Genomic DNA, 17,032 nt, shown 5'->3' with positions numbered 1-17,032 from the left:
GGCGACCGTCGCCGCCGGCGCCGCGCTCGGCGGCATCGCGCACGCCGCCGCCCCGGCCGCCGAGGCCCAGGGCATCCGGCTGCCGCGCGCGCCCCGGATCGCCGACCTGACGCACGAACTGGGCGAGGACTTCCCGGTCTTCTATCCGCTGGTCGCCCAACCCGAGTTCGAGCAGAACCGCTTCATCGGCGTTGACGGCTTCAACGCCAACCAGCTGAACATCAACGAGCACGCCGGCACCCACATCGACGTCCCGGGCCACTTCGAGGACGGCGCCCCGACCGTCGAGCAGATCCTCCCCGAGTCGCTGGTCGTGCCGCTGGCCGTCGTCAGGATCGCCGACCGCGCGGCCCGCGACCCCGAGACGCTGCTGACCGTCCGCGACATCCTGCGCTGGGAGAGCCGCCACGGCCGGCTGCCCGCCCGGGCGTTCGTCGCCGTGGACAGCGGCTGGGGGGAGCGCGTGCACACGCCGGGCGCGCACCTCAACGAGGGCACGGACGGCGTGTTCCGGTTCCCCGGGATCAGCCCCGAGGCCGCCGCGTTCCTCGTCGAGGAGCGCGAGATCACCGGCGCCGGCGTGGACACCAGCAGCCTCGACGGCGGGGTGGCCCCCGTTCCCCTGACCCACCAGACGCTGCTGCCGGCCGGCCGCTACGGCATCGAGAACCTGACCGGCCTCGACGCGGCGCCCGACCGGGACGCCCTGCTGGTGGTGGGGGCGCCGAAGCACCGGGGCGGCTACGGCGGCCAGATCAGGGCGCTGGCGCTCTACTGACCGCGCGCGCCCGCCCGTTGGCCGGCGGGCGCCGGGCGCGCGGCTACGCGTCGAGCGCCGTGGAGCAGCGGCCGAGGAACTCGATGAAGGTGGCGAACTCCTCCTCGGTGAACAGCTCGCCGAGCCGCTGTTCCACGGCGACCGCCGCCTCGTCCGCCCGGCGCAGCTTGGCCCGCCCCAGGTCGGTCAGCCGGGTCTCCAGCACATGCCGGTGCACCGGGTGCGGCACCCGCTCGATCAGGCCGTCCCGCTCCATGGTGCGCAGCACGGCCGAGGTGGTCTGCGGCGTCACCAGGCAGCGGCGGGCCAACGCGGCGCCGGTGAGCCCGGACTCGGTGGAGAGCACCAGCAGCACGGTGTACTGCGGAACGCTCAGCCCGATGGGCCGCAGGGCGGCGTGCTTGGCCGCGATCACATGCTGTTCCGCGCGCTTGATGTGGTGGCCGATGCGCTCATCGACGGGGAGTTCGGTCATGGAGTCATCCGCTTCAGGGGGTTGGCGGGGCGCGCCGGGGCGGCGCTGGTGAGCGGCCTGCCGCCGGCGTCCGTGGGTCAGCGTTGATACCCAAGTGCCCTGTGCACTGCGTGTGTTGACCGACCCGAGCGGTAACGAACAGCCAGCGGGAGTACACCCATTCGCAATCTTAGTACCGTAAGGTAACGAACACTTATGGAGTCCGTCATGGAAGGTCCATCCATGTCGAACCGCACCAGCCGGCTGATCGTACCGATCATCGTGATCAGCGGCGTCGCGGTCACCGCCTCCGCGACCTATGTGCAGCAACTCCCCGACGCCCAGCGCCCCGTGGAGCCGGCCGCACCGCTCAGCACCGCGACGTTGGCCCCGACCGAGGAGAGCCTCGGCCTGGTCCGCGTCAGCTACCAGCTCACCCGGGTGCCCGGGCACGCGCGCAACCAAGTCGCCGTCTGGATCGAGGACGATCGGGGAAACTACGTCCGCACCCTCTTCGCCACCAGCTTCACCGCCAACGGCGGCTACGACCGCCGCCCCGAGTCGCTGCCGCTGTGGCGCCGGACCTCCGGCTGGGAGTCCGCCTCCGATGAGGAGATCCGCTCCGCCAGCCGCCCCGCCCAGAACTCCGGCCCGCAGACGCTCTACTGGGACGGCACCGACCGCACCGGCGCCCCGATGCGCCCCGGCCGCTACGTCTACCGCGTCGAGGCCAACGTCCTGTGGGAGAAGCGCGTCCTGTTCACCGGCACCATCGAACTCGGCGACGAGCCCACCACCTCCGTCGCCGACGTCGCCTACCTCCCCGAGGCCGCCCGCGACGAACCCGTCATGGTCGCCGACGTCCGCGCCAGCTTCACCCCCGACGAGCCGCTCTCCCCGGACGACGTGACGACCTGGACGCGGGGCTCGTGAGATGCGCGTGACTCGCGAACGCGTCATGGGCACCGAGCTGTTGACCGTGCTCCCGGCCGGGCAGGCGGCCGCCGTCCTCGGCTGGCTCCGCGACGTCGAGGCGACGTTCAGCCGGTTCGTCCCCGACAGCGACGTCTCCCGGGCCAACGCCGGCGCCGGCCGGCCCGTCGCCGTCTCCGGCCTGTTCCTCCACGTCCTCACCGAGGCCGTCGCCTACCAGCGGCGCACCGGCGGGCTCTTCTCGCCGTTCCTGGGCGCCGAGTTGGTCCGCCTCGGCTACGACCGCGACTTCGCCGAGGTCGCGGAGGTCGCGGAGGTCGCGGAGGTCGCGGCGCACGTCGCGCCACCCGCCGCCGCCCCGGACGCCGCCGCCCCCGACGACGACGCCGCGCCGCCCGAGGTCCACCTCGACCTGGACGCCTCCACCGTCCAACTCCCCCCGGGCGTCGGCATCGACCTCGGCGGCTTCGTCAAGGGCTGGAGCGTCCAGGCCGCGCTCGACGCCCTCGACGCGCCGCGCTGCCTCATCGACGCCGGCGGCGACCTCGTCGCCCGGCGCGGCGAGAACGACCCGCCGTGGCGTGTCGGCGTCGAACACCCCCTGACCCGAACCGCCCTCGGCGTGCTGGAGTTACCCCCGGCCGCCGCCGTCGCCACCAGCAGCGTGGCCCGCCGCGCCTGGCGCGGAACCGACGGCGCCCGGCTCCACCACATCGTCGACCCCCGCAGCGGTCAACCCGCCGTCTCCGACTGCCTCCAGGCCACCGTGCTCGCCGACGACCTGGCCGCGGCCGAGGTCTGGGCCACCTGCCTCACCATCCTCGGCACCACCGAGGGCTCCACCCACCTCGCCGAACTCGACCCCGCCGCGCGCTGGCTCACCGTCGACACCGAGGGCGCCGTGCGCCACTCCCCGGGCCTGCCGTTCGAGGCGACGCCATGAGGTGGCTCGCCTGCCTGATGCTCCTGAGCGCGCTGCCGTTCCTGCCGCTCCTCGGCCGCGCCGACAGCGTCGGGGACGCCGCCAACCTCGTCGGCCTCGGCGGCGCCCTCACCCTCTGGTGGCAGGTGGTGCTCGGCACACGCACCCTCACCCGGCGCCTCACCGCCGACCGGCTCGCCGTCGTCAACCTCCACCGCTGGCTGGGCGGTTGCGGCGCGTTCCTCGTCCTGCTCCACCCGCTGCTGGAGACCATCGCCGCCCGCCGCGACCTCGCCTACCTGTGGCTGATCGACTTCACCTGGGTCGAGTCCGGCTACACCTCGCTCGGCCGGATCGCGCTGCTCCTCTTCCTCGCGCTGTGGCTCACCAGCACCCTGCTGCGCGCCCTCGTCCGACACCGCGCCTGGCGGCTGATGCACTACGTCTCCTATCCGCTCGTCGGCCTCGTCCTCCCGCACGCCTGGGGCGTCGGCTCCTACCTGATCGAGACGCCCTGGCTGCGCGCCTACTGGCTGCTGCTCGCCGCCCTCCTCGCGCTGCTGGTCGGCTGGCGGCTCGCCGTCCCGCTGTGGACCGGCCGCTACCGGCTGGTCGCCGCCGAACGCCTCTCGCCCACCGTCGTCCAGTACACGCTCGCCCCGCTCGGCCGCCCCCGCAGGCCCGCGCCGGGACAGTTCTGCTATCTGCGGCTCAACTCCCTCGGCCGCGCCCACCCGTTCAGCGTGACCCGCGTCGGCGAGGACGCCACGCTGAGCTTCGCCGTCAAGGACGCCGGGCCCTTCACCGCCCGGCTCGCCGCCCTTCGGCCCGGCGCCGTCCTCCGCCTCGACGGCCCCTACGGCACCTTCACCCGCCAGGCGCGGGACGCCGACCGGCCCGCCGTCCTCGTCGCCGGCGGCATCGGCGTCACCCCGTTCGTCGAACTCGTCCGCCGCCACGCCGGCCCGCACATGTCGCTGCACCACGTGGTCTCCGCGCGCGAGGAGGCCGTCTTCGCCGACGAGCTGCGCCACCACCTGGGCGCCCGCTACCGCACCGGGCCGCCCCAACCCGGCCCCCGCGCCCGCTACTTCGTCTGCGGCAGCCCCGGCTTCGTCGCCACCACCACCGGCCGGCTGCGCGCCCGAGGCGTGACGGGCGGGCAGCTGTACACGGAGGAGTTCGACTGCTGACCGGGCGTTTGCCGCTCGGGGCGGGGCGCCGTCCCGGGGCTGGTCCGCGTACCGTGCCGATCCGCGCGGGCCCGGCTTGGACAGGGGACGCCGGATGATGGTAACCAGGTCTGACGCTCTGTCGACATCACCGGGGGCCCCACCATGCGAACCGTCACGCCGCGCCGCGCCACGCTGGCCCTGCTGCTGGCGCTGGCCGCCACCGCCTGCTCCTCCGGCGCGGAGGGGGACACGTCGGCGGAGGCCAGCCCCTCGGAGAGCCCCACTACGGCTCCGGCTCCGACCGAAGAGCCGGAGCCGGAGATCGCCGTGACCGACTGGACGGAGATCGAGACCACCGAGCCGGCCGAGCCGGAGGCGGACGAAGAGGAGCCGGGTCCGGACGCGCACACCGTCCACGAGAGCGACGCCGAGCTGGCCCACCACTGCGAGAACGGGGAGGACGTCTTCCTGTACGGCACGAACGTCCAACTCACCCTGACCGGCTCCTGCGGCGTGGTGTACGTCGAAAGTCGGACCAACGGGCTGTACGTCGCCGAGGCCACCGAGATCATGCTCACCCAGCGGAGCGCCAACACCTCGATCTACTGCGAGAGTCCGGTCCCCCGCGTCAACAACCTCGGCGACATGAACCTGTTGATGGGCTGCGTCTCCTGACGCGCTGACCCCACGTCACGACCTCCCGACGGTCGGCCCACCCGTCCGCCGTTTCCGGCGGCCCGTCAGCTCTCCGCCGGATGCGCCGCCGTCGTGAGGATCGCGGTGAACGCGGCGGCGAGGGCGTCCGCGATCGTCGCCGGGTCGCTGAGGTAGCCGTTCACCATCGCTCCGTCCCGGAGGATCATCAGCTGCCGCGTGGCGGAGTCGGCGTCCGCCGCCCCGGCCTCGGCGGCGATTCCGGCGAACGCGTCGAGCATCCACCGGCGGTGCGCGTCCACGGCGACCCGTACCGGGTCCTCCGGGTCGGCGAACTCGGCGGCCGCGTTGATGAACGCGCACCCCCGGAAGCCCGGACGGCAGCTCGCCTCGCCGATGCCGGCGGCCAGCGCGCGCAGCGAGCCGACCGGGTCGTCCTGCCGCCGCACCTCCTCGAACCAGCGACGCTCCGCGCCCGCCTGCTCCTCCAGGTAGGCGACGACGAGATCGCTCTTGGTGCGGAAGTGGCGGTAGAAGGTCACCTTCGTTATCCCGACCTGCGCGATGACGCGGTCGGCGCTGGTGGCGCGGATGCCCTGGCCGTAGAACAGCTCGGTCGCCCCGGCGAGGACGCGCGCGCGTGCTCGGCCCTGAGGTGGTGCGCGGTCTCGCTCGACGTCGCCGAGGCCCTGACCGCCGCCGCCCACGAGGTGTGCCCCTACTCGGCCGCCACCCGGGGCAACGTTCCCGTCACCCTCAGCACCACCGTCGCCTGACCGTCACCGCTCCGCCACGCACCAGGAGCAGAACCCAGGAAAGAGAGACGCCATGACCACGTCGGAAACGACCCCGACCGTCTCCCCGTCGAGTTCCTCCTCGGCCTTCGGCGAGGCGCTGCGCCGCCTCTACTTCGTCCGCTTCGCCTTCGCCGTCGTCTGGGCGGCGCTGCTGGTCCCGAACTCGGACACGGACGGGCCGCTCCTGACGACGCTGCTGGTCGTCTACCCGCTCTTCGACGCCGCCGCCGTCCCGTCGGCCCCCTACGCCCCGCCCGGGTCAACGGCCGTGAACGGCCTCGTACTCGGCCTGGAGTTCGGCGTCCACCCGGTCGCCCCCGTCGGTGCGCCAGGTGCGGATCGCCTCGTCCCAGCGGCGCATCGAGTCGCGGCCCTGGACGATGGCCATGATCGCGTCGAAGAACAGGTTGACGTGCTTCTGCTGCGTCAGCCGGGACTCGCGGACCACCAGCCCCGAGGTCAACGGCGGGATGCCGTACTCCATCTCGGCCACCTGGTGGGCGTGGGCGCGGCGGGCAGCGTCCGGGTTTCCCGGGAAGTAGTGCACCGGGGGAGGGGCGGTCAGGTACTTGACCGGCACCACGCTCGGGTTCTCCGTCGAGGCCAGCTCGGTGGGCACGATCTCGCCGTCCTCCAGGGTGAAGTGGACGCCCTCCAGACCGTAGTTGACCAGCTGGTGCTCCCGCGTGCCGAACGGTGAGGCCAGGTAGTTGAGGACCCGCAGCAGCGTCCGGATGCGGGCGGGCGGCGCGGGTCTGAGGATGGCCGCGCCGTAGGTGCCGCCGCCGAAGTGGATGGCGGGCCGGGGCGCGAGCCCGGTCGGGGGCCGCAGGAGGTCCACGGTGAACGCGTCGCCCACGGCCGGCACCTCCGTCTGGTAGCCGGAGAGGTTGTCGAGATGGCTGCGGACGGTGCCGTTGAAGAAGAGCGACTTCAACGTGGTGGTGGGCAGCGTCGCCGTGCCCGGGTAGTAGACCTTCTCCTCCAGGTGCAGCCGCGCGGCGAACTCGACGGCGGCCCGGTACTCCTCGGTGAGTTCGGCACGCACGAAGGCGCCCGAGTCGTCGATGCCGTAGAGGTTGGGCGCGCCGAACCAGCCGGCGAAGGTGGGGACGCCGAACGCCCAGCCGCCCTCGGGGACGCCGAAGCCGTAGTGATTGCCGCCGGTCGCCGCGCGCAGCGCCGCCACGAACGCGTCGGCGTCCCAGGCGTTGTAGGCGTCGCCGGCCGCCTCGGTCAGCGCCTCGCGGTTGGCGATGATCGTCGAGCCGGTGCGGGGCCGGACGATGGGCACGCCGTGGATACGGCCGGCCATCAGTCCCATGTCCTGCCAGGCGTAGGTGGGCAGGTTGGCCAGGCTCGGGTAGTCGGCGACGGCGTCGCCCGCGAGGTGCTCGCTGAGGTCGGCCGCCTTGTTGACGACGTAGTCGGCGATGCGCGGCATCCAGTTGCGGATCATCAGCAGGTCGGGCATGTCGCCGCTGGCCATCAGGGTGGCGATCTTGTGGCCGAGGTTGGCGCTGGGCACGATCTGGAGGTCGAGATCGACGCCGAGGGCCTCGTTGAGCGCGGCCCAGTAGCGGTTGCGGTCCGGGCCGCGCGGCGGGGACTCGTAGCTCTCCACCAGCGCGGTGATCTTCTCGCCGCTGCCCGGGCGTTCGGCGGTGGCGCTGGTGAGCCGCTCCGGGTAGCGCAGGAACCCGGCGTCCACGCCGCGCGGGTCGGGCGGCAGGTCGGGTTCGGGGCCCGCCAGCGGGATGTGGGTGGGCCAGGGCACCGGGTCGGTGCCGACGTTGGCGGCGCTGCGCGCGGTGGAGGTGCCGCAGCCGACGAGGGCCGGGGCGCCGGCGACGGCGGCGGTGACGGCGGCCGAGCCGCGCAGGAAGCCGCGACGGGTGGGGCGGGTGGGCCTGGTGGTCATGGGGGGGCTCCTCTCCGGGAACGCGGCTCGGTCAGCTCTTGATGGCGCCGGTCAGCACGCCCTTGGTGAAGTACCGCTGCACGAAGGGGTAGACGACGAGGATCGGCAGGATCGCGATCACCACGGTCGCCATCTGGTAGCTCTGCGGGGCGGCCAGCGCCCCGGTGTCGGCGAGCGCGTCGCTGCTGTTGCCGCCGAGCGCGGCGCCCTGGGTGACCACGGTCTGGAGGACGGCCTGGAGCGGCCAGTCGCCGGAGTCGTTGAGGTAGAGGATCGCGTGGAAGAAGCTGTTCCAGTAGCCGACGGCGTAGAAGAGGCCGATCACCGCGATCACCGGCCTGGACAGCGGCAGCACGATGCGGGTGAGCACGGTGAGTTCGCCGGCTCCGTCGATCCTGGCCGCGTCGTACAGCTCCTTCGGCAGGCCCTGGAAGAAGCCGCGCATGATGACCAGGTTGAAGACGTTGATGGCCACCGGCAGCGTCAACGCCCAGTAGGTGTCGAGGAGTCCGAGGTTCTTCACCACCAGGTAGCTGGGCAACATGCTGGGCGGGAAGAGGAACGTGAAGAGCACCATCAGCAGCAGCGGCCGGCGCAGCGAGAAGTGGTCGCGGCTGAGCGCGTAGGCCAGGGTAATGGTCCCGAAGAGGCTGATCAGGGTGCCGCCGACGGTGACGCCGACGCTCACCAGCAGCGAGTGGGTGATGGTGCCGCCGGAGAGGATGTCCCGGTAGGTGGCGAGCGTCGGGTCGGTGGGCCACAGCACCCAGCCGCCGTTCTCGACGACCTCGTCGGGGGAGGCCAGCGAGGTGGCGACGACCACCAGCAGCGGGACGGCGACCAGGGCGCAGACGCCGACGAGGGCGACGACCTTGCCGACGCGGGTGGCGAGTCGGGGCCGTTCCTGCCAGGCGGGGCGTTCCTCGGCCGGGCCGAGGACGCGGTGGACGAGACCGGTACGGCCGGCGCGGTCGGCGCGGTTGACGACGGTGGCGCTCACTTGTAGACCCCCTGTTCCCCGAGGCGGTGGGCGATGCGGTTGGCGGTGAAGACGAGGACGGCTCCGACCACGCCCTTGAAGAGGCCGGCGGCGGCCGAGTAGCCCCAGTCGGCGCCGAGCACGCCGTGGAAGTAGACGAAGGTGTCGAGGACCTCGCCGGCCTCGGGCCCGACGGCGTCGCGCTGGAGGAGGATCTGTTCGAAGCCGACGGTGAGGATGTCGCCCAGCCGCATGATCAGCAGCAGGATCAGGATGGGCCGGAGCGCGGGCAGCGTGACATGCCAGAAGCGGCGCCAGGGCCCGGCCCCGTCGAGCGCGGCGGACTCGTAGAGGTCGTGGTTCACCTGGCTGAGCGCGGCCAGGAAGATGATGGTGCCCCAGCCGCAGTCCTTCCAGATGATCTGGGCGACCATCAGCGGCTTGAACGCGTCGGGGTCGCTGAGCACGTCGGTCACGAAGGCCACGTCCCCGCCGAACATGCCGGTGGGGCCCAGCATCTGCTGGAAGAGCGCCACGACGATCACCCAGGACAGGAAGTGCGGCAGGTAGACCACGGACTGCACGAGGGCGCGGACCCGCCCCCTGGCCAGCGAGTGGAGCAGCAGCGCCAGGGCGAGCGGGAGCGGGAAGAAGAAGACGAGTTGGAGCGCGGCGATGGCGAGGGTGTTCCAGGACGCCTGCCAGAAGGCGGGGTCGTTGAACATCCGCTCGAAGTTGTCCAGCCCGACCCAGGGGCTCTCCCACACGCCCTGGAACGGGACGAAGTCCTTGAACGCGATGACGTTGCCGAACAGCGCGGCATAGTGGAAGACCAGGAAGTAGACGATGCCGGGCGTGGCGAGCAGCAGCAGGGTGCGCTGTCCGCGCAGGCGGGCCGCGAGGGAACGGCGGGGGCGCGGGGCGGTCCCGCTTCGGCCGCCGGGCGGCGCCTCGGGGGACGCGGGGCGGGGCAGGGTCGAGGTCACGGCAGTCCCCCGCCGGTGGAGACGAGGGACAGGGGGAGCGCGGGGGACAGGGGGGACGACGGCTGCGCGTTTCTGGGCATAACGGACTCCGCATTCCTGGGCGGCCCGGCTGGGGTGCGGGAACGGCGTTGGCGGGCCCGGGAGTTGTCGCCGGGGCCTTGGGGAATTGGGGAACAGGTGGCGTCACGTTCCAGTCCCGGCGGTCGACGGTCAATCGCCCCCGCAGCAAATGATCAGAGTCGAAAGCACTCGTTCAGGTTGGAACGCCACGGGGCGGGTCGAACGTCACGCCCGGTGCTGGGTCGTCAACTCCCGGTGAAGGGAAGGGGGGTGGCGCGGGGGCCGTTCAGTCGGTCGGGCCGCCGCAGGACTCGCGGACCTCCAGGGTCGGCCAGAGCTGGACCCGGTGCACGGGCCGGGGGTCGGGCTCGGCGACCCGGGCCAGGGCGAGTTCGGCGGCGATCTGCCCCAGGCGGTGCTTCTGCGGCCGGATGGCGGTCAACGGCGGGTCCGAGGTCGCGGCCACCTCGTCGTCATAGGAGACGACGGCCAGCTCGCCCGGGACCGAGATCCCCAGGTCGTGGGCGCGTTCCACCATGCCGATCGCCTCCCGGTCGGAGTGCACCAGCAGCGCGCTCAGGCCCAACTCCCGGCAGCGGCACAGCACCTCGTCATAGACCGCCGTCCAGCCGGCGGTGCCGTAGACGGGCACGTCGAAGCGCCACTCCTCGGTGTACGGAAGCCCCAGCTCACCCATCGTCTCGCCCCAACCGGCGCGCAGCGCCCGGCTGGTGGGGCTCTGCCGGGAGAGCACCAGCGCGATGCCGCGATGGCCGAGGGTCACCAGGTGGCGCACGCCGAGCCCGGCGCCCAGGGCGTGCGCCGTGGTGGCCGCGTCCAGCTGGAGGGTGGGCAGCTCGGGCGGCGGCTGGCGCTCCACCAGCACCACGGGCACCGGCAGCGTGGCCAGCCAGCGCAGCAGGTCGAGGCCGTGGGAGCCGCTGACGACGGGGGCCACCAGCAGGGTGCGGGCGCCGCGCTCCAGCAGCGCGGTGATCTGCCGCCGGTCCTCGCCCGGTTCGTAGGAGGAGACCCGCATCACCAGCCGGCCGTCGGCGGCGTTCACCGCCGTCTGCGCCCCCTGGATGATCTGCGGCCAGTAGTACTCGACGGAGGGCACCACCATGCCGAGGAGGAGTCCGGGCACCGTCGGGCCGAAGGTGGAGCGGCGGTGTTCGGGCTCGCGGCCGCCCCGGTGCGGCAGGGTGACCCCGCCGTGAACGCGGCGCAACAGCCCACGGTCCGCCAGGGCCGTCACGTCCCTGCGCACGGTGACCGCCGAGACGTCCAGCTTCTCGACCAGGTCGCTGAGTCGTATCGCGCCCTGCTGGCGCACCAGGGTCAGGATGCGCTCCTGACGTTGCGAGGGAAGGAACATCGCCCACACCAGCCTTCGGCAGTGACTTTCGGCAGCGGCTACAGCAGTGGCTTTCGGCAGCGGCTACAGCAGCGGCTTTCGGCAGCGGCTTTCGGAAGTGATCGAGTCTGATCGTCTTGGTCTCTGGTGATTGACGCTGCACTATCGCACACGTTGAAGTGGGCCGGCATCACGTGAGGAAGGACGGAGAACACGATGGCCCACCCTCTCGGCTGGTCACGGCGCAGCCTGCTGCGCGCGTCAGCCGGCGCGGCCGCGCTCACCGCCGGCGGCGTCGGCGGCGTCGGCCTCACCGGATGTTCGTCGTCGACGACCGCCTCGGGAGCGACCCGTGTCACTCTGTGGTCCTGGATGACCGGAATGGACAGCTACGTGGCCGCCTTCCATGCCGCGCAGCGCGAGGTCCACGTCGAGCTGAGCGTGATCGCGGCCGGGCTCTCCGGCGGCTACGCCCAGCAGACCAACGCCATCAAGGCGCACAACGCCCCCGACATCCTGCACGTCGAGTACCAGGGCCTGATCCAACTCCTCGCCACCGGCGGGCTGCGCGACATCACCGAGGAGACCGCCGACCTCGCCGACGGCTACTCGCCCGCCGCCTGGCGCGCGGTGCGGCCCGACGGGCGCACCTGGGCGGTGCCGATGGACATGGCCCCCATGGCGTTCTACTACCGGGCCGACCTCTTCGAGGAGCACGGCATCGAGGTCCCGCGCACCTGGGAGGAGTTCGCGGCCGTCGCCGAGCGGGTCAGGGAAGCCGACCCGGCGGCGCGGCTGACGACCTTCCCGCTCAACGACGGATCGTTCTTCGCCGGCATGTCCTGGGGCGCGGGCGACCCCTGGTGGCGGATCGAGGGCGACACCTGGGTCGTCAACGTCGCCGGCGAGGGAACGCTGCGCACCGCCGGCTTCTGGCAGGACCTGCTCGACGCCGACCTGGTCGGCGGCGGCGCCACCGGCACCCAGGACTGGATCGCCGCCCTGCACACCGGCCGGCTGTGGGGCTACCTCGGCGCGGCCTGGGGCGTGGGCACCCTGAAGAAGTCGATCCCCGACGACACCGGGCGCTGGGCCGTGGCCCTCATGCCGAGTTGGGACCCGGCGCGGCCGGCCAACGGGATGCAGGGCGGCACCGCCTTCTCCGTCTCCGCCGAGTCCGGAGTGCCCGAGGCCGCGCTCACCTTCCTGCGCTGGCTGTCCACCGACCCCGAAGTCCCGCGCATCGGCGCCACGTTCACCTCGCCGTTCCCCGCCTACCTGCCCAACCGGGACGTGGCCCGCGAGGTGGTCGCGGACGACTACTTCATCGGCGACCCCGTCTACGAGGTGCTCGACGAGGCCGACGCCCGCGTGCCGGAGTGGACCTGGGGGCCCAACGCGCTCGGGCTGTTCTCCTCCGTGGCCGACGCCCTGGGCCGCGTCTCCTCCGGCGCCACCACCATCCCCGACGCCCTGCGCGGCGTCCACCGCACCGCCGTCGCCACCCTGCGCGACCGTGGCCTGTCCGTGCGCGAGGAGGGCCCCGCATGACCGTCGTCACCGAGGACAGCCCCCGGGCCAACGGCCGGGCCGAGCGGAAGAGGAGGAGGCCGGCGGGGCGCGGCCGGCTGACGCCCTGGCTGCTGGCCGGCCCGTTCGCGCTGCTGCTGCTCGGCACCGTGCTGGTGCCCATCGGCTACGCGCTCTACCTCAGCCTGTTCACCGAACGCCTCTCCGGGCTCGGCTTCGACGGCCCGCACGACGTCTTCGTCTGGCTGGGCAACTACGCCGACGTTCTCGGCGACACCGCCTTCCGCGACAGCGTCGGCAACGTCGCCCGCTATGCCCTGCTGCACATACCGCTCATGCTGGGCGGCGCGCTGCTGCTGGCGCTGCTGCTGGACTCCGCCACCGTCCAGCTGCGCCAACTCTGGTCCCTGTCCGTCTTCCTGCCCTACGCGGTCCCCGGCGTGATCGCCGGCCTGATCTGGGCCTACCTCTTCAGCCCCGGCGTCGGCCCGCTCAACGACGCGCTGCCCTGGGACCCGTTGGGCAGCGACGGCGTGCTGCCGTCCATCGTCACCATGGCGACCTGGCAGTGGCTCGGCTACAACATGATCATTTTCTATACCGCGCTGCGCACCGTGCCCCGGGATGTCCTGGAGGCCGCCACCGTGGACGGCGCCGGGCCGCTGCGCACCGCGCTGGCCGTCAAGGTGCCCATGATCCGGCCCACCGTCTTCGTCGCCCTGGTCTTCACCGTCATCGGCTCCCTCCAACTCTTCACCGAGCCCCTGGTGCTGCGCTCCTTCACCTCCTCGGTGACCAGCACCTGGACGCCCAGCCTCTATGTCTACGAGGCCGCGTTCGTCCGCAACGACCACGGCCGGGCCGCCGCCGCCTCGCTGCTGCTGGCGCTGGCCTGCGCCCTGCTCTCCGCGCTGGTGATGCGCCTGTCCACCCGGAGGTCCCGTTGAACTCCCCCCGTGGCACCTCCCGTTGGACCTCGCGCGGGGCGGTGCACGCCCTGCTGCTGGTCGCCGCGCTCTACAGCGTGCTGCCGCTGGTCTGGCTGCTGACCTCGGCCACCAAGAACGTCGGCGACTTCTCCACCACCGGCGCGTTCGAACTCGCCGACTGGAACCTCCTCGGCAACCTGCGCGACCTGTTCGCCGAGGAGGACGGCGTCTTCCTCCACTGGGTGCGCAACTCCCTGCTCTACGCCGGGCTCGGCGCCGTCCTCGGTGCGCTCATCTGCTCCGCCTGCGGCTACGCCATCGCCAAGCTCGACTTCCCCGGCCGGCGCGCCCTGTTCGCCGTGACCCTCGCCGGCGTCCTGGTGCCCACCACCGCGCTGGCCCTGCCGCTGTACCTCCTGGCCTCGGAACTGCGCGTGGTGGACACCTTCTGGGCCGTCTTCATCCCGCTGCTCACCAACCCGTTCGGCGTCTACCTCGCCCGCGCCTACGCCGAGGCCGCCGTGCCCGACGAGGTGCTGGAGGCGTCCCGCATGGACGGCGCCGGCGAGCTGCGGACGTTCCTCACCATCGCGCTGCCCATGATGCGGCCCGGCGTGGTCACCGTGCTGCTCTTCCAGTTCGTCGGCATCTGGAACAACTTCTTCCTGCCGCTGGTGATGCTCACCGACCCCAAGCTCTTCCCCATGACCCTCGGCCTCTTCCAGTGGAGTTCCCGCGTGTCCCAGTTCCCCCAGTACAACCCCCTGGTCATCACCGGCTCGCTGCTCGCCGTCGTGCCGCTGGTGATCGCCTTCGTCGTGCTGCAACGCCAGTGGCGCTCGGGGCTGGCCACCGGGAGCGTCAAGTGACCCCGCCGCCACCGGAGTTCACCGCCCGGCGTCCCGAGACCCTGCTGGTGATGGCGCGCGACGTCTTCGCCACCCAGTTCGGCCCGGCCGAGCTGGCGCGCCTGCGCCACCTCGCCTCCCTGGGCGAGCCCCTGGTCACCGACGAGCTGACCTCGCCGGCCGCCCTGGCCCGGCTCGCCGAGACGGAGGTGCTCCTCACCTCCTGGGGCTGCCCCCGCCTGGACGAGAACGTGCTGGCCGCCGCGCCCCGGCTGCGGGCCGTGCTGCACGCCGCCGGCTCCGTCCGCCCCCATGTGCCGCCGGCCGTCTTCGACCGCTCGGTGTTGGTCACCACCGCCGCCGAGGCCAACGCCGAACCCGTCGCCCACTACACGCTGGCCGCCGTGCTGTGGGCGTTCAAGAAGGTGCCCTTCCTCGCCCACGACGCCCGCACCCACCGCGCCGACTGGTCCTACCGGCAGCGCAGGGGCGAGCTGTCCGGCGTCGACCGCACCGTCGTCCTCGTCGGCCACTCCCGCGTCGGCGCCCGCGTCTGCGCCCTGCTGACCGGCCTCGGCCTGGCGCGGGTGCTGGTCGTCGACCCCGTCGTCGACCCGGCGACCATCCGCGCCGCCGGCGCCCAACCGGCCACGCTGGCCGAGGCGTTGCCCCAGGCCGACGTGCTCAGCCTGCACGCCCCCGCGCTGCCCTCGACCCGCCACCTGATCGGCGCCGCCGAACTGGCCGCGCTGCCCCGGCACGCCACCCTCGTCAACACCGCGCGCGGCAGCCTCGTCGACACCACGGCCCTCGCCGCCGCCTGCGCCGACGGCCGGCTGCACGCCATCCTCGACGTCACAGAACCCGAGCCGCTGCCCGCCGACTCGCCCCTCTACGAGCTGCCCAACGTGCTGATCACCCCCCATATCGCCGGCTCGCTCGACTCCGAGACCCGCCGGATGGCCGGCGCCGCCCTCGACGAACTGGAACGCTTCGCCGCTGGCCGCCCGCCCCTGGACGCCGTCACCCGCGACGACCTGGCGGTGAGCGCGTGAACTCCCTCCCGGGCAGCGGGCGTTCGCGTCAGCCCGTGCCCGAGGACCGCGCGCTCTCCCCGCACACCGGCTGGACCAGGGCCCACTGGGTGGACCTCGCCGACCGGATGCTGGGCGCCGTCGACCGCCACCGCTCCCCGCTCGGCGCCCGGATCGACCTGCCGGGCCCGCCCAGCCGCTACGGCCGGGACTCCGACGGCCTGGAGGGCTACGCCCGCACCCTGCTGCTGGCCGGCTTCCGGCTCGTCGGCGAACGCGGCGCCGACCCCACCGGGCTCGTCGAACGCTACGCCGCAGGACTGGCCGCCGGCACCGACCCGACCTCGCCCGAGGCGTGGCCGCGCCCCGACCAGCTGGGCCAGGCCAAGGTGGAGGCCGCCTCCGTCGCGCTGATCCTCCAACTCACCCGCCCCTGGCTCTGGGACCTGCTGGACGACGGCGTCCGGCAGCGCACCGTCGAGTGGCTGGCCACCGTCGTCGGCCAGCCCTACCCGCCGATCAACTGGGTCTGGTTCCGCGTGGTGGTCGAGTCCTTCCTGCGCGAGGTCGGCGGCCCCTGGTCGGCGCGCGACATCGCCGATGACCTCGCCGTGCACGCCCGACTCCGCCGCCCCGGCGGCTGGTTGACCGACGGCGCCGAGCAACGCGCCTACGACCACTACACCGGCTGGGCCCTGCACCTCTACCCGCTGCTGTGGGCCCGCTCGTTCGACGTCACCGGCAGCCTCGTCGAGCCCGGCACCGTGGCCACCTGGGAGGCCGACCTCGCCCGCTACCTGGACGACGCCGTCCACCTGGTGGGCGCCGACGGCTCGCCGCTGCTCCAGGGGCGCAGCCTGATCTACCGGTTCGCCGCCGCCGCCCCGCTGTGGACCGCCGCCTACGCCGGCGTCGGCGACCAGCCGCCCGGCCTGCTGCGCCGCGCCGCCAGCGGCATCCTGCGCCACTTCCACGACCGGGGCGCGCCCGACGCCGACGGCCTGCTCGGCCTCGGCTGGCACCACCCCTGGCCGGCGATGAAGCAGGACTACTCGGGCCCCGGCTCGCCCTACTGGGCCGCCAAGGGGATGCTCGGCCTCGCGCTCCCGGCCGAGCATCCGGTCTGGACCGCCGTCGAGCGTCAACTCCCGGTGGAACGCGGGGACTTCGCCCGGATCGTCGAGGCCCCCGGCTGGCTGGCGGTCGGCCGCCGCCGCACCGGCGTGGTCACCGTGCTCAACCACGGCACCGACCACGCCGCCCCCGGCGACACCGTCGCCGACGCGCCCCTCTACGCCCGCCTCGGCTACTCGACGGCCACCGTTCCCCCGCTGGTCGGAGCGGGCGTGGACGATCCCGTCGACAACGCCGTGGTGCTGCTCGACGCGGCAGGGCGCGCCACCCATCGCACCGGGTTCACCGCCGGCCCGCGCGGGACGGCCCCCGGCGGGGTGGTGTTCGCCGTCTCCGGCGGGCCCGTCCACTGGGTGGCCCCGGCCCCCGAGGCCGGGCCCGACCACGGCTCGGGCCGCGCCGGCGAGGCCACCGTCGCCGGCCGCCTCACCGTGGCCTCCGTGCTGCGCGACGGGCACGAACTCCGGCTGGTGCGCGTCGAGTTCGTGGACCCCGCCGTCGTCGCGCTGCGGCTGGGCGGCTGGCCCCTGGCGGCCGAAGA

16 protein-coding genes are annotated in these 17,032 nt (G+C 73.1%); 10 read left to right on the top strand and 6 right to left on the bottom strand.

The window, feature by feature from the left end; genetic code table 11:
• Positions 1-778 (top strand): cyclase family protein (locus EBN88_RS21130; protein WP_147472788.1); only part of this gene is annotated, 778 nt, incomplete at its 5' end.
• 43 nt (positions 779-821) lie between these two features.
• Here EBN88_RS21130 and EBN88_RS21125 read toward each other — a convergent pair.
• Positions 822-1,253, bottom strand: coding sequence for a MarR family winged helix-turn-helix transcriptional regulator (locus tag EBN88_RS21125; protein ID WP_122185489.1), 432 nt, complete (start codon positions 1,251-1,253; stop codon positions 822-824).
• 207 nt (positions 1,254-1,460) lie between these two features.
• On the opposite strand from EBN88_RS21125, the gene EBN88_RS21120 reads away from it, so the two are divergent.
• The 4 genes from EBN88_RS21120 (at position 1,461) to EBN88_RS21105 (ending at position 4,937) form a co-directional block, all read left to right on the top strand.
• The gene (locus tag EBN88_RS21120; RefSeq protein ID WP_158621461.1) at positions 1,461-2,165 is read left to right on the top strand and encodes a DUF2271 domain-containing protein; all 705 of its coding nucleotides are present in this window, start codon (positions 1,461-1,463) and stop codon (positions 2,163-2,165) included.
• 1 nt (position 2,166) lies between these two features.
• On the top strand, positions 2,167-3,108 hold the full coding sequence (locus EBN88_RS21115) for an FAD:protein FMN transferase (RefSeq protein WP_122185487.1): 942 nt from the start codon (positions 2,167-2,169) through the stop codon (positions 3,106-3,108).
• Entirely contained in the window at positions 3,105-4,280 is a 1,176-nt protein-coding gene (locus EBN88_RS21110; RefSeq protein ID WP_122185486.1) for a ferric reductase-like transmembrane domain-containing protein, read from the top strand. The genes EBN88_RS21115 and EBN88_RS21110 overlap by 4 nt, the downstream gene beginning before the upstream one ends.
• A gap of 144 nt (positions 4,281-4,424) precedes the next feature.
• Entirely contained in the window at positions 4,425-4,937 is a 513-nt protein-coding gene (locus EBN88_RS21105) for a hypothetical protein (protein WP_122185485.1), read from the top strand.
• A 65-nt stretch (positions 4,938-5,002) separates the two neighbouring features.
• Here EBN88_RS21105 and EBN88_RS21100 read toward each other — a convergent pair whose 3' ends face one another.
• The 5 genes from EBN88_RS21100 to EBN88_RS21080 all read right to left on the bottom strand — a co-directional run bounded on the left by EBN88_RS21100 (position 5,003) and on the right by EBN88_RS21080 (position 11,037).
• Complete coding sequence (locus EBN88_RS21100) at positions 5,003-5,623, bottom strand: TetR/AcrR family transcriptional regulator (protein WP_122185484.1); 621 nt, start codon at positions 5,621-5,623, stop codon at positions 5,003-5,005.
• A 349-nt stretch (positions 5,624-5,972) separates the two neighbouring features.
• On the bottom strand, positions 5,973-7,634 hold the full coding sequence (locus EBN88_RS21090; protein WP_122185483.1) for an extracellular solute-binding protein: 1,662 nt from the start codon (positions 7,632-7,634) through the stop codon (positions 5,973-5,975).
• 31 nt (positions 7,635-7,665) lie between these two features.
• The gene (locus tag EBN88_RS31275) at positions 7,666-8,634 is read right to left on the bottom strand and encodes a carbohydrate ABC transporter permease (protein ID WP_199742429.1); all 969 of its coding nucleotides are present in this window, start codon (positions 8,632-8,634) and stop codon (positions 7,666-7,668) included.
• Complete coding sequence (locus EBN88_RS31270) at positions 8,631-9,599, bottom strand: ABC transporter permease (protein ID WP_407703441.1); 969 nt, start codon at positions 9,597-9,599, stop codon at positions 8,631-8,633. The genes EBN88_RS31275 and EBN88_RS31270 overlap by 4 nt, the downstream gene beginning before the upstream one ends.
• Before the next feature lie 346 nt (positions 9,600-9,945).
• Positions 9,946-11,037, bottom strand: a complete 1,092-nt coding sequence (locus EBN88_RS21080; protein WP_122185482.1) for a substrate-binding domain-containing protein — start codon at positions 11,035-11,037, stop codon at positions 9,946-9,948.
• 195 nt (positions 11,038-11,232) lie between these two features.
• Between EBN88_RS21080 and EBN88_RS21075 the strand changes: the two genes are divergently transcribed.
• From EBN88_RS21075 to EBN88_RS21055, 5 genes are all read left to right on the top strand, one after another.
• Positions 11,233-12,567, top strand: a complete 1,335-nt coding sequence (locus tag EBN88_RS21075) for an ABC transporter substrate-binding protein (RefSeq protein WP_122185481.1) — start codon at positions 11,233-11,235, stop codon at positions 12,565-12,567.
• Complete coding sequence (locus EBN88_RS21070; protein ID WP_122185480.1) at positions 12,564-13,493, top strand: carbohydrate ABC transporter permease; 930 nt, start codon at positions 12,564-12,566, stop codon at positions 13,491-13,493. The genes EBN88_RS21075 and EBN88_RS21070 overlap by 4 nt, the downstream gene beginning before the upstream one ends.
• Positions 13,490-14,344, top strand: coding sequence for a carbohydrate ABC transporter permease (locus tag EBN88_RS21065; RefSeq protein WP_199742428.1), 855 nt, complete (start codon positions 13,490-13,492; stop codon positions 14,342-14,344). Before EBN88_RS21070 ends, EBN88_RS21065 begins: the two co-directional genes overlap by 4 nt.
• A gap of 50 nt (positions 14,345-14,394) precedes the next feature.
• Complete coding sequence (locus tag EBN88_RS21060; protein WP_122185491.1) at positions 14,395-15,378, top strand: hydroxyacid dehydrogenase; 984 nt, start codon at positions 14,395-14,397, stop codon at positions 15,376-15,378.
• A 35-nt stretch (positions 15,379-15,413) separates the two neighbouring features.
• On the top strand, positions 15,414-17,032 hold a 1,619-nt coding region (locus EBN88_RS21055), incomplete at its 3' end, for a DUF2264 domain-containing protein (protein ID WP_233580823.1).

The organism is Streptomyces triticirhizae (genome assembly GCF_003696235.1).
Lineage (GTDB): Bacteria > Actinomycetota > Actinomycetes > Streptomycetales > Streptomycetaceae > Streptomyces > Streptomyces triticirhizae.
This window is presented reverse-complemented; position numbering and strand designations above follow the sequence as displayed.

What these genes read in the sequence shown, in the direction of transcription:
- EBN88_RS21125 (WP_122185489.1), bottom strand. Translation starts at nt 1,253, where the DNA reads ATGACCGAACTCCCCGTCGATGAGCGCATCGGCCACCACATCAAGCGC.
- EBN88_RS21120 (WP_158621461.1), top strand. Translation starts at nt 1,461, where the DNA reads ATGGAAGGTCCATCCATGTCGAACCGCACCAGCCGGCTGATCGTACCG.
- EBN88_RS21115 (WP_122185487.1), top strand. Translation starts at nt 2,167, where the DNA reads ATGCGCGTGACTCGCGAACGCGTCATGGGCACCGAGCTGTTGACCGTG.
- EBN88_RS21110 (WP_122185486.1), top strand. Translation starts at nt 3,105, where the DNA reads ATGAGGTGGCTCGCCTGCCTGATGCTCCTGAGCGCGCTGCCGTTCCTG.
- EBN88_RS21105 (WP_122185485.1), top strand. Translation starts at nt 4,425, where the DNA reads ATGCGAACCGTCACGCCGCGCCGCGCCACGCTGGCCCTGCTGCTGGCG.
- EBN88_RS21090 (WP_122185483.1), bottom strand. Translation starts at nt 7,634, where the DNA reads ATGACCACCAGGCCCACCCGCCCCACCCGTCGCGGCTTCCTGCGCGGC.
- EBN88_RS21080 (WP_122185482.1), bottom strand. Translation starts at nt 11,037, where the DNA reads ATGTTCCTTCCCTCGCAACGTCAGGAGCGCATCCTGACCCTGGTGCGC.
- EBN88_RS21075 (WP_122185481.1), top strand. Translation starts at nt 11,233, where the DNA reads ATGGCCCACCCTCTCGGCTGGTCACGGCGCAGCCTGCTGCGCGCGTCA.
- EBN88_RS21070 (WP_122185480.1), top strand. Translation starts at nt 12,564, where the DNA reads ATGACCGTCGTCACCGAGGACAGCCCCCGGGCCAACGGCCGGGCCGAG.
- EBN88_RS21060 (WP_122185491.1), top strand. Translation starts at nt 14,395, where the DNA reads ATGGCGCGCGACGTCTTCGCCACCCAGTTCGGCCCGGCCGAGCTGGCG.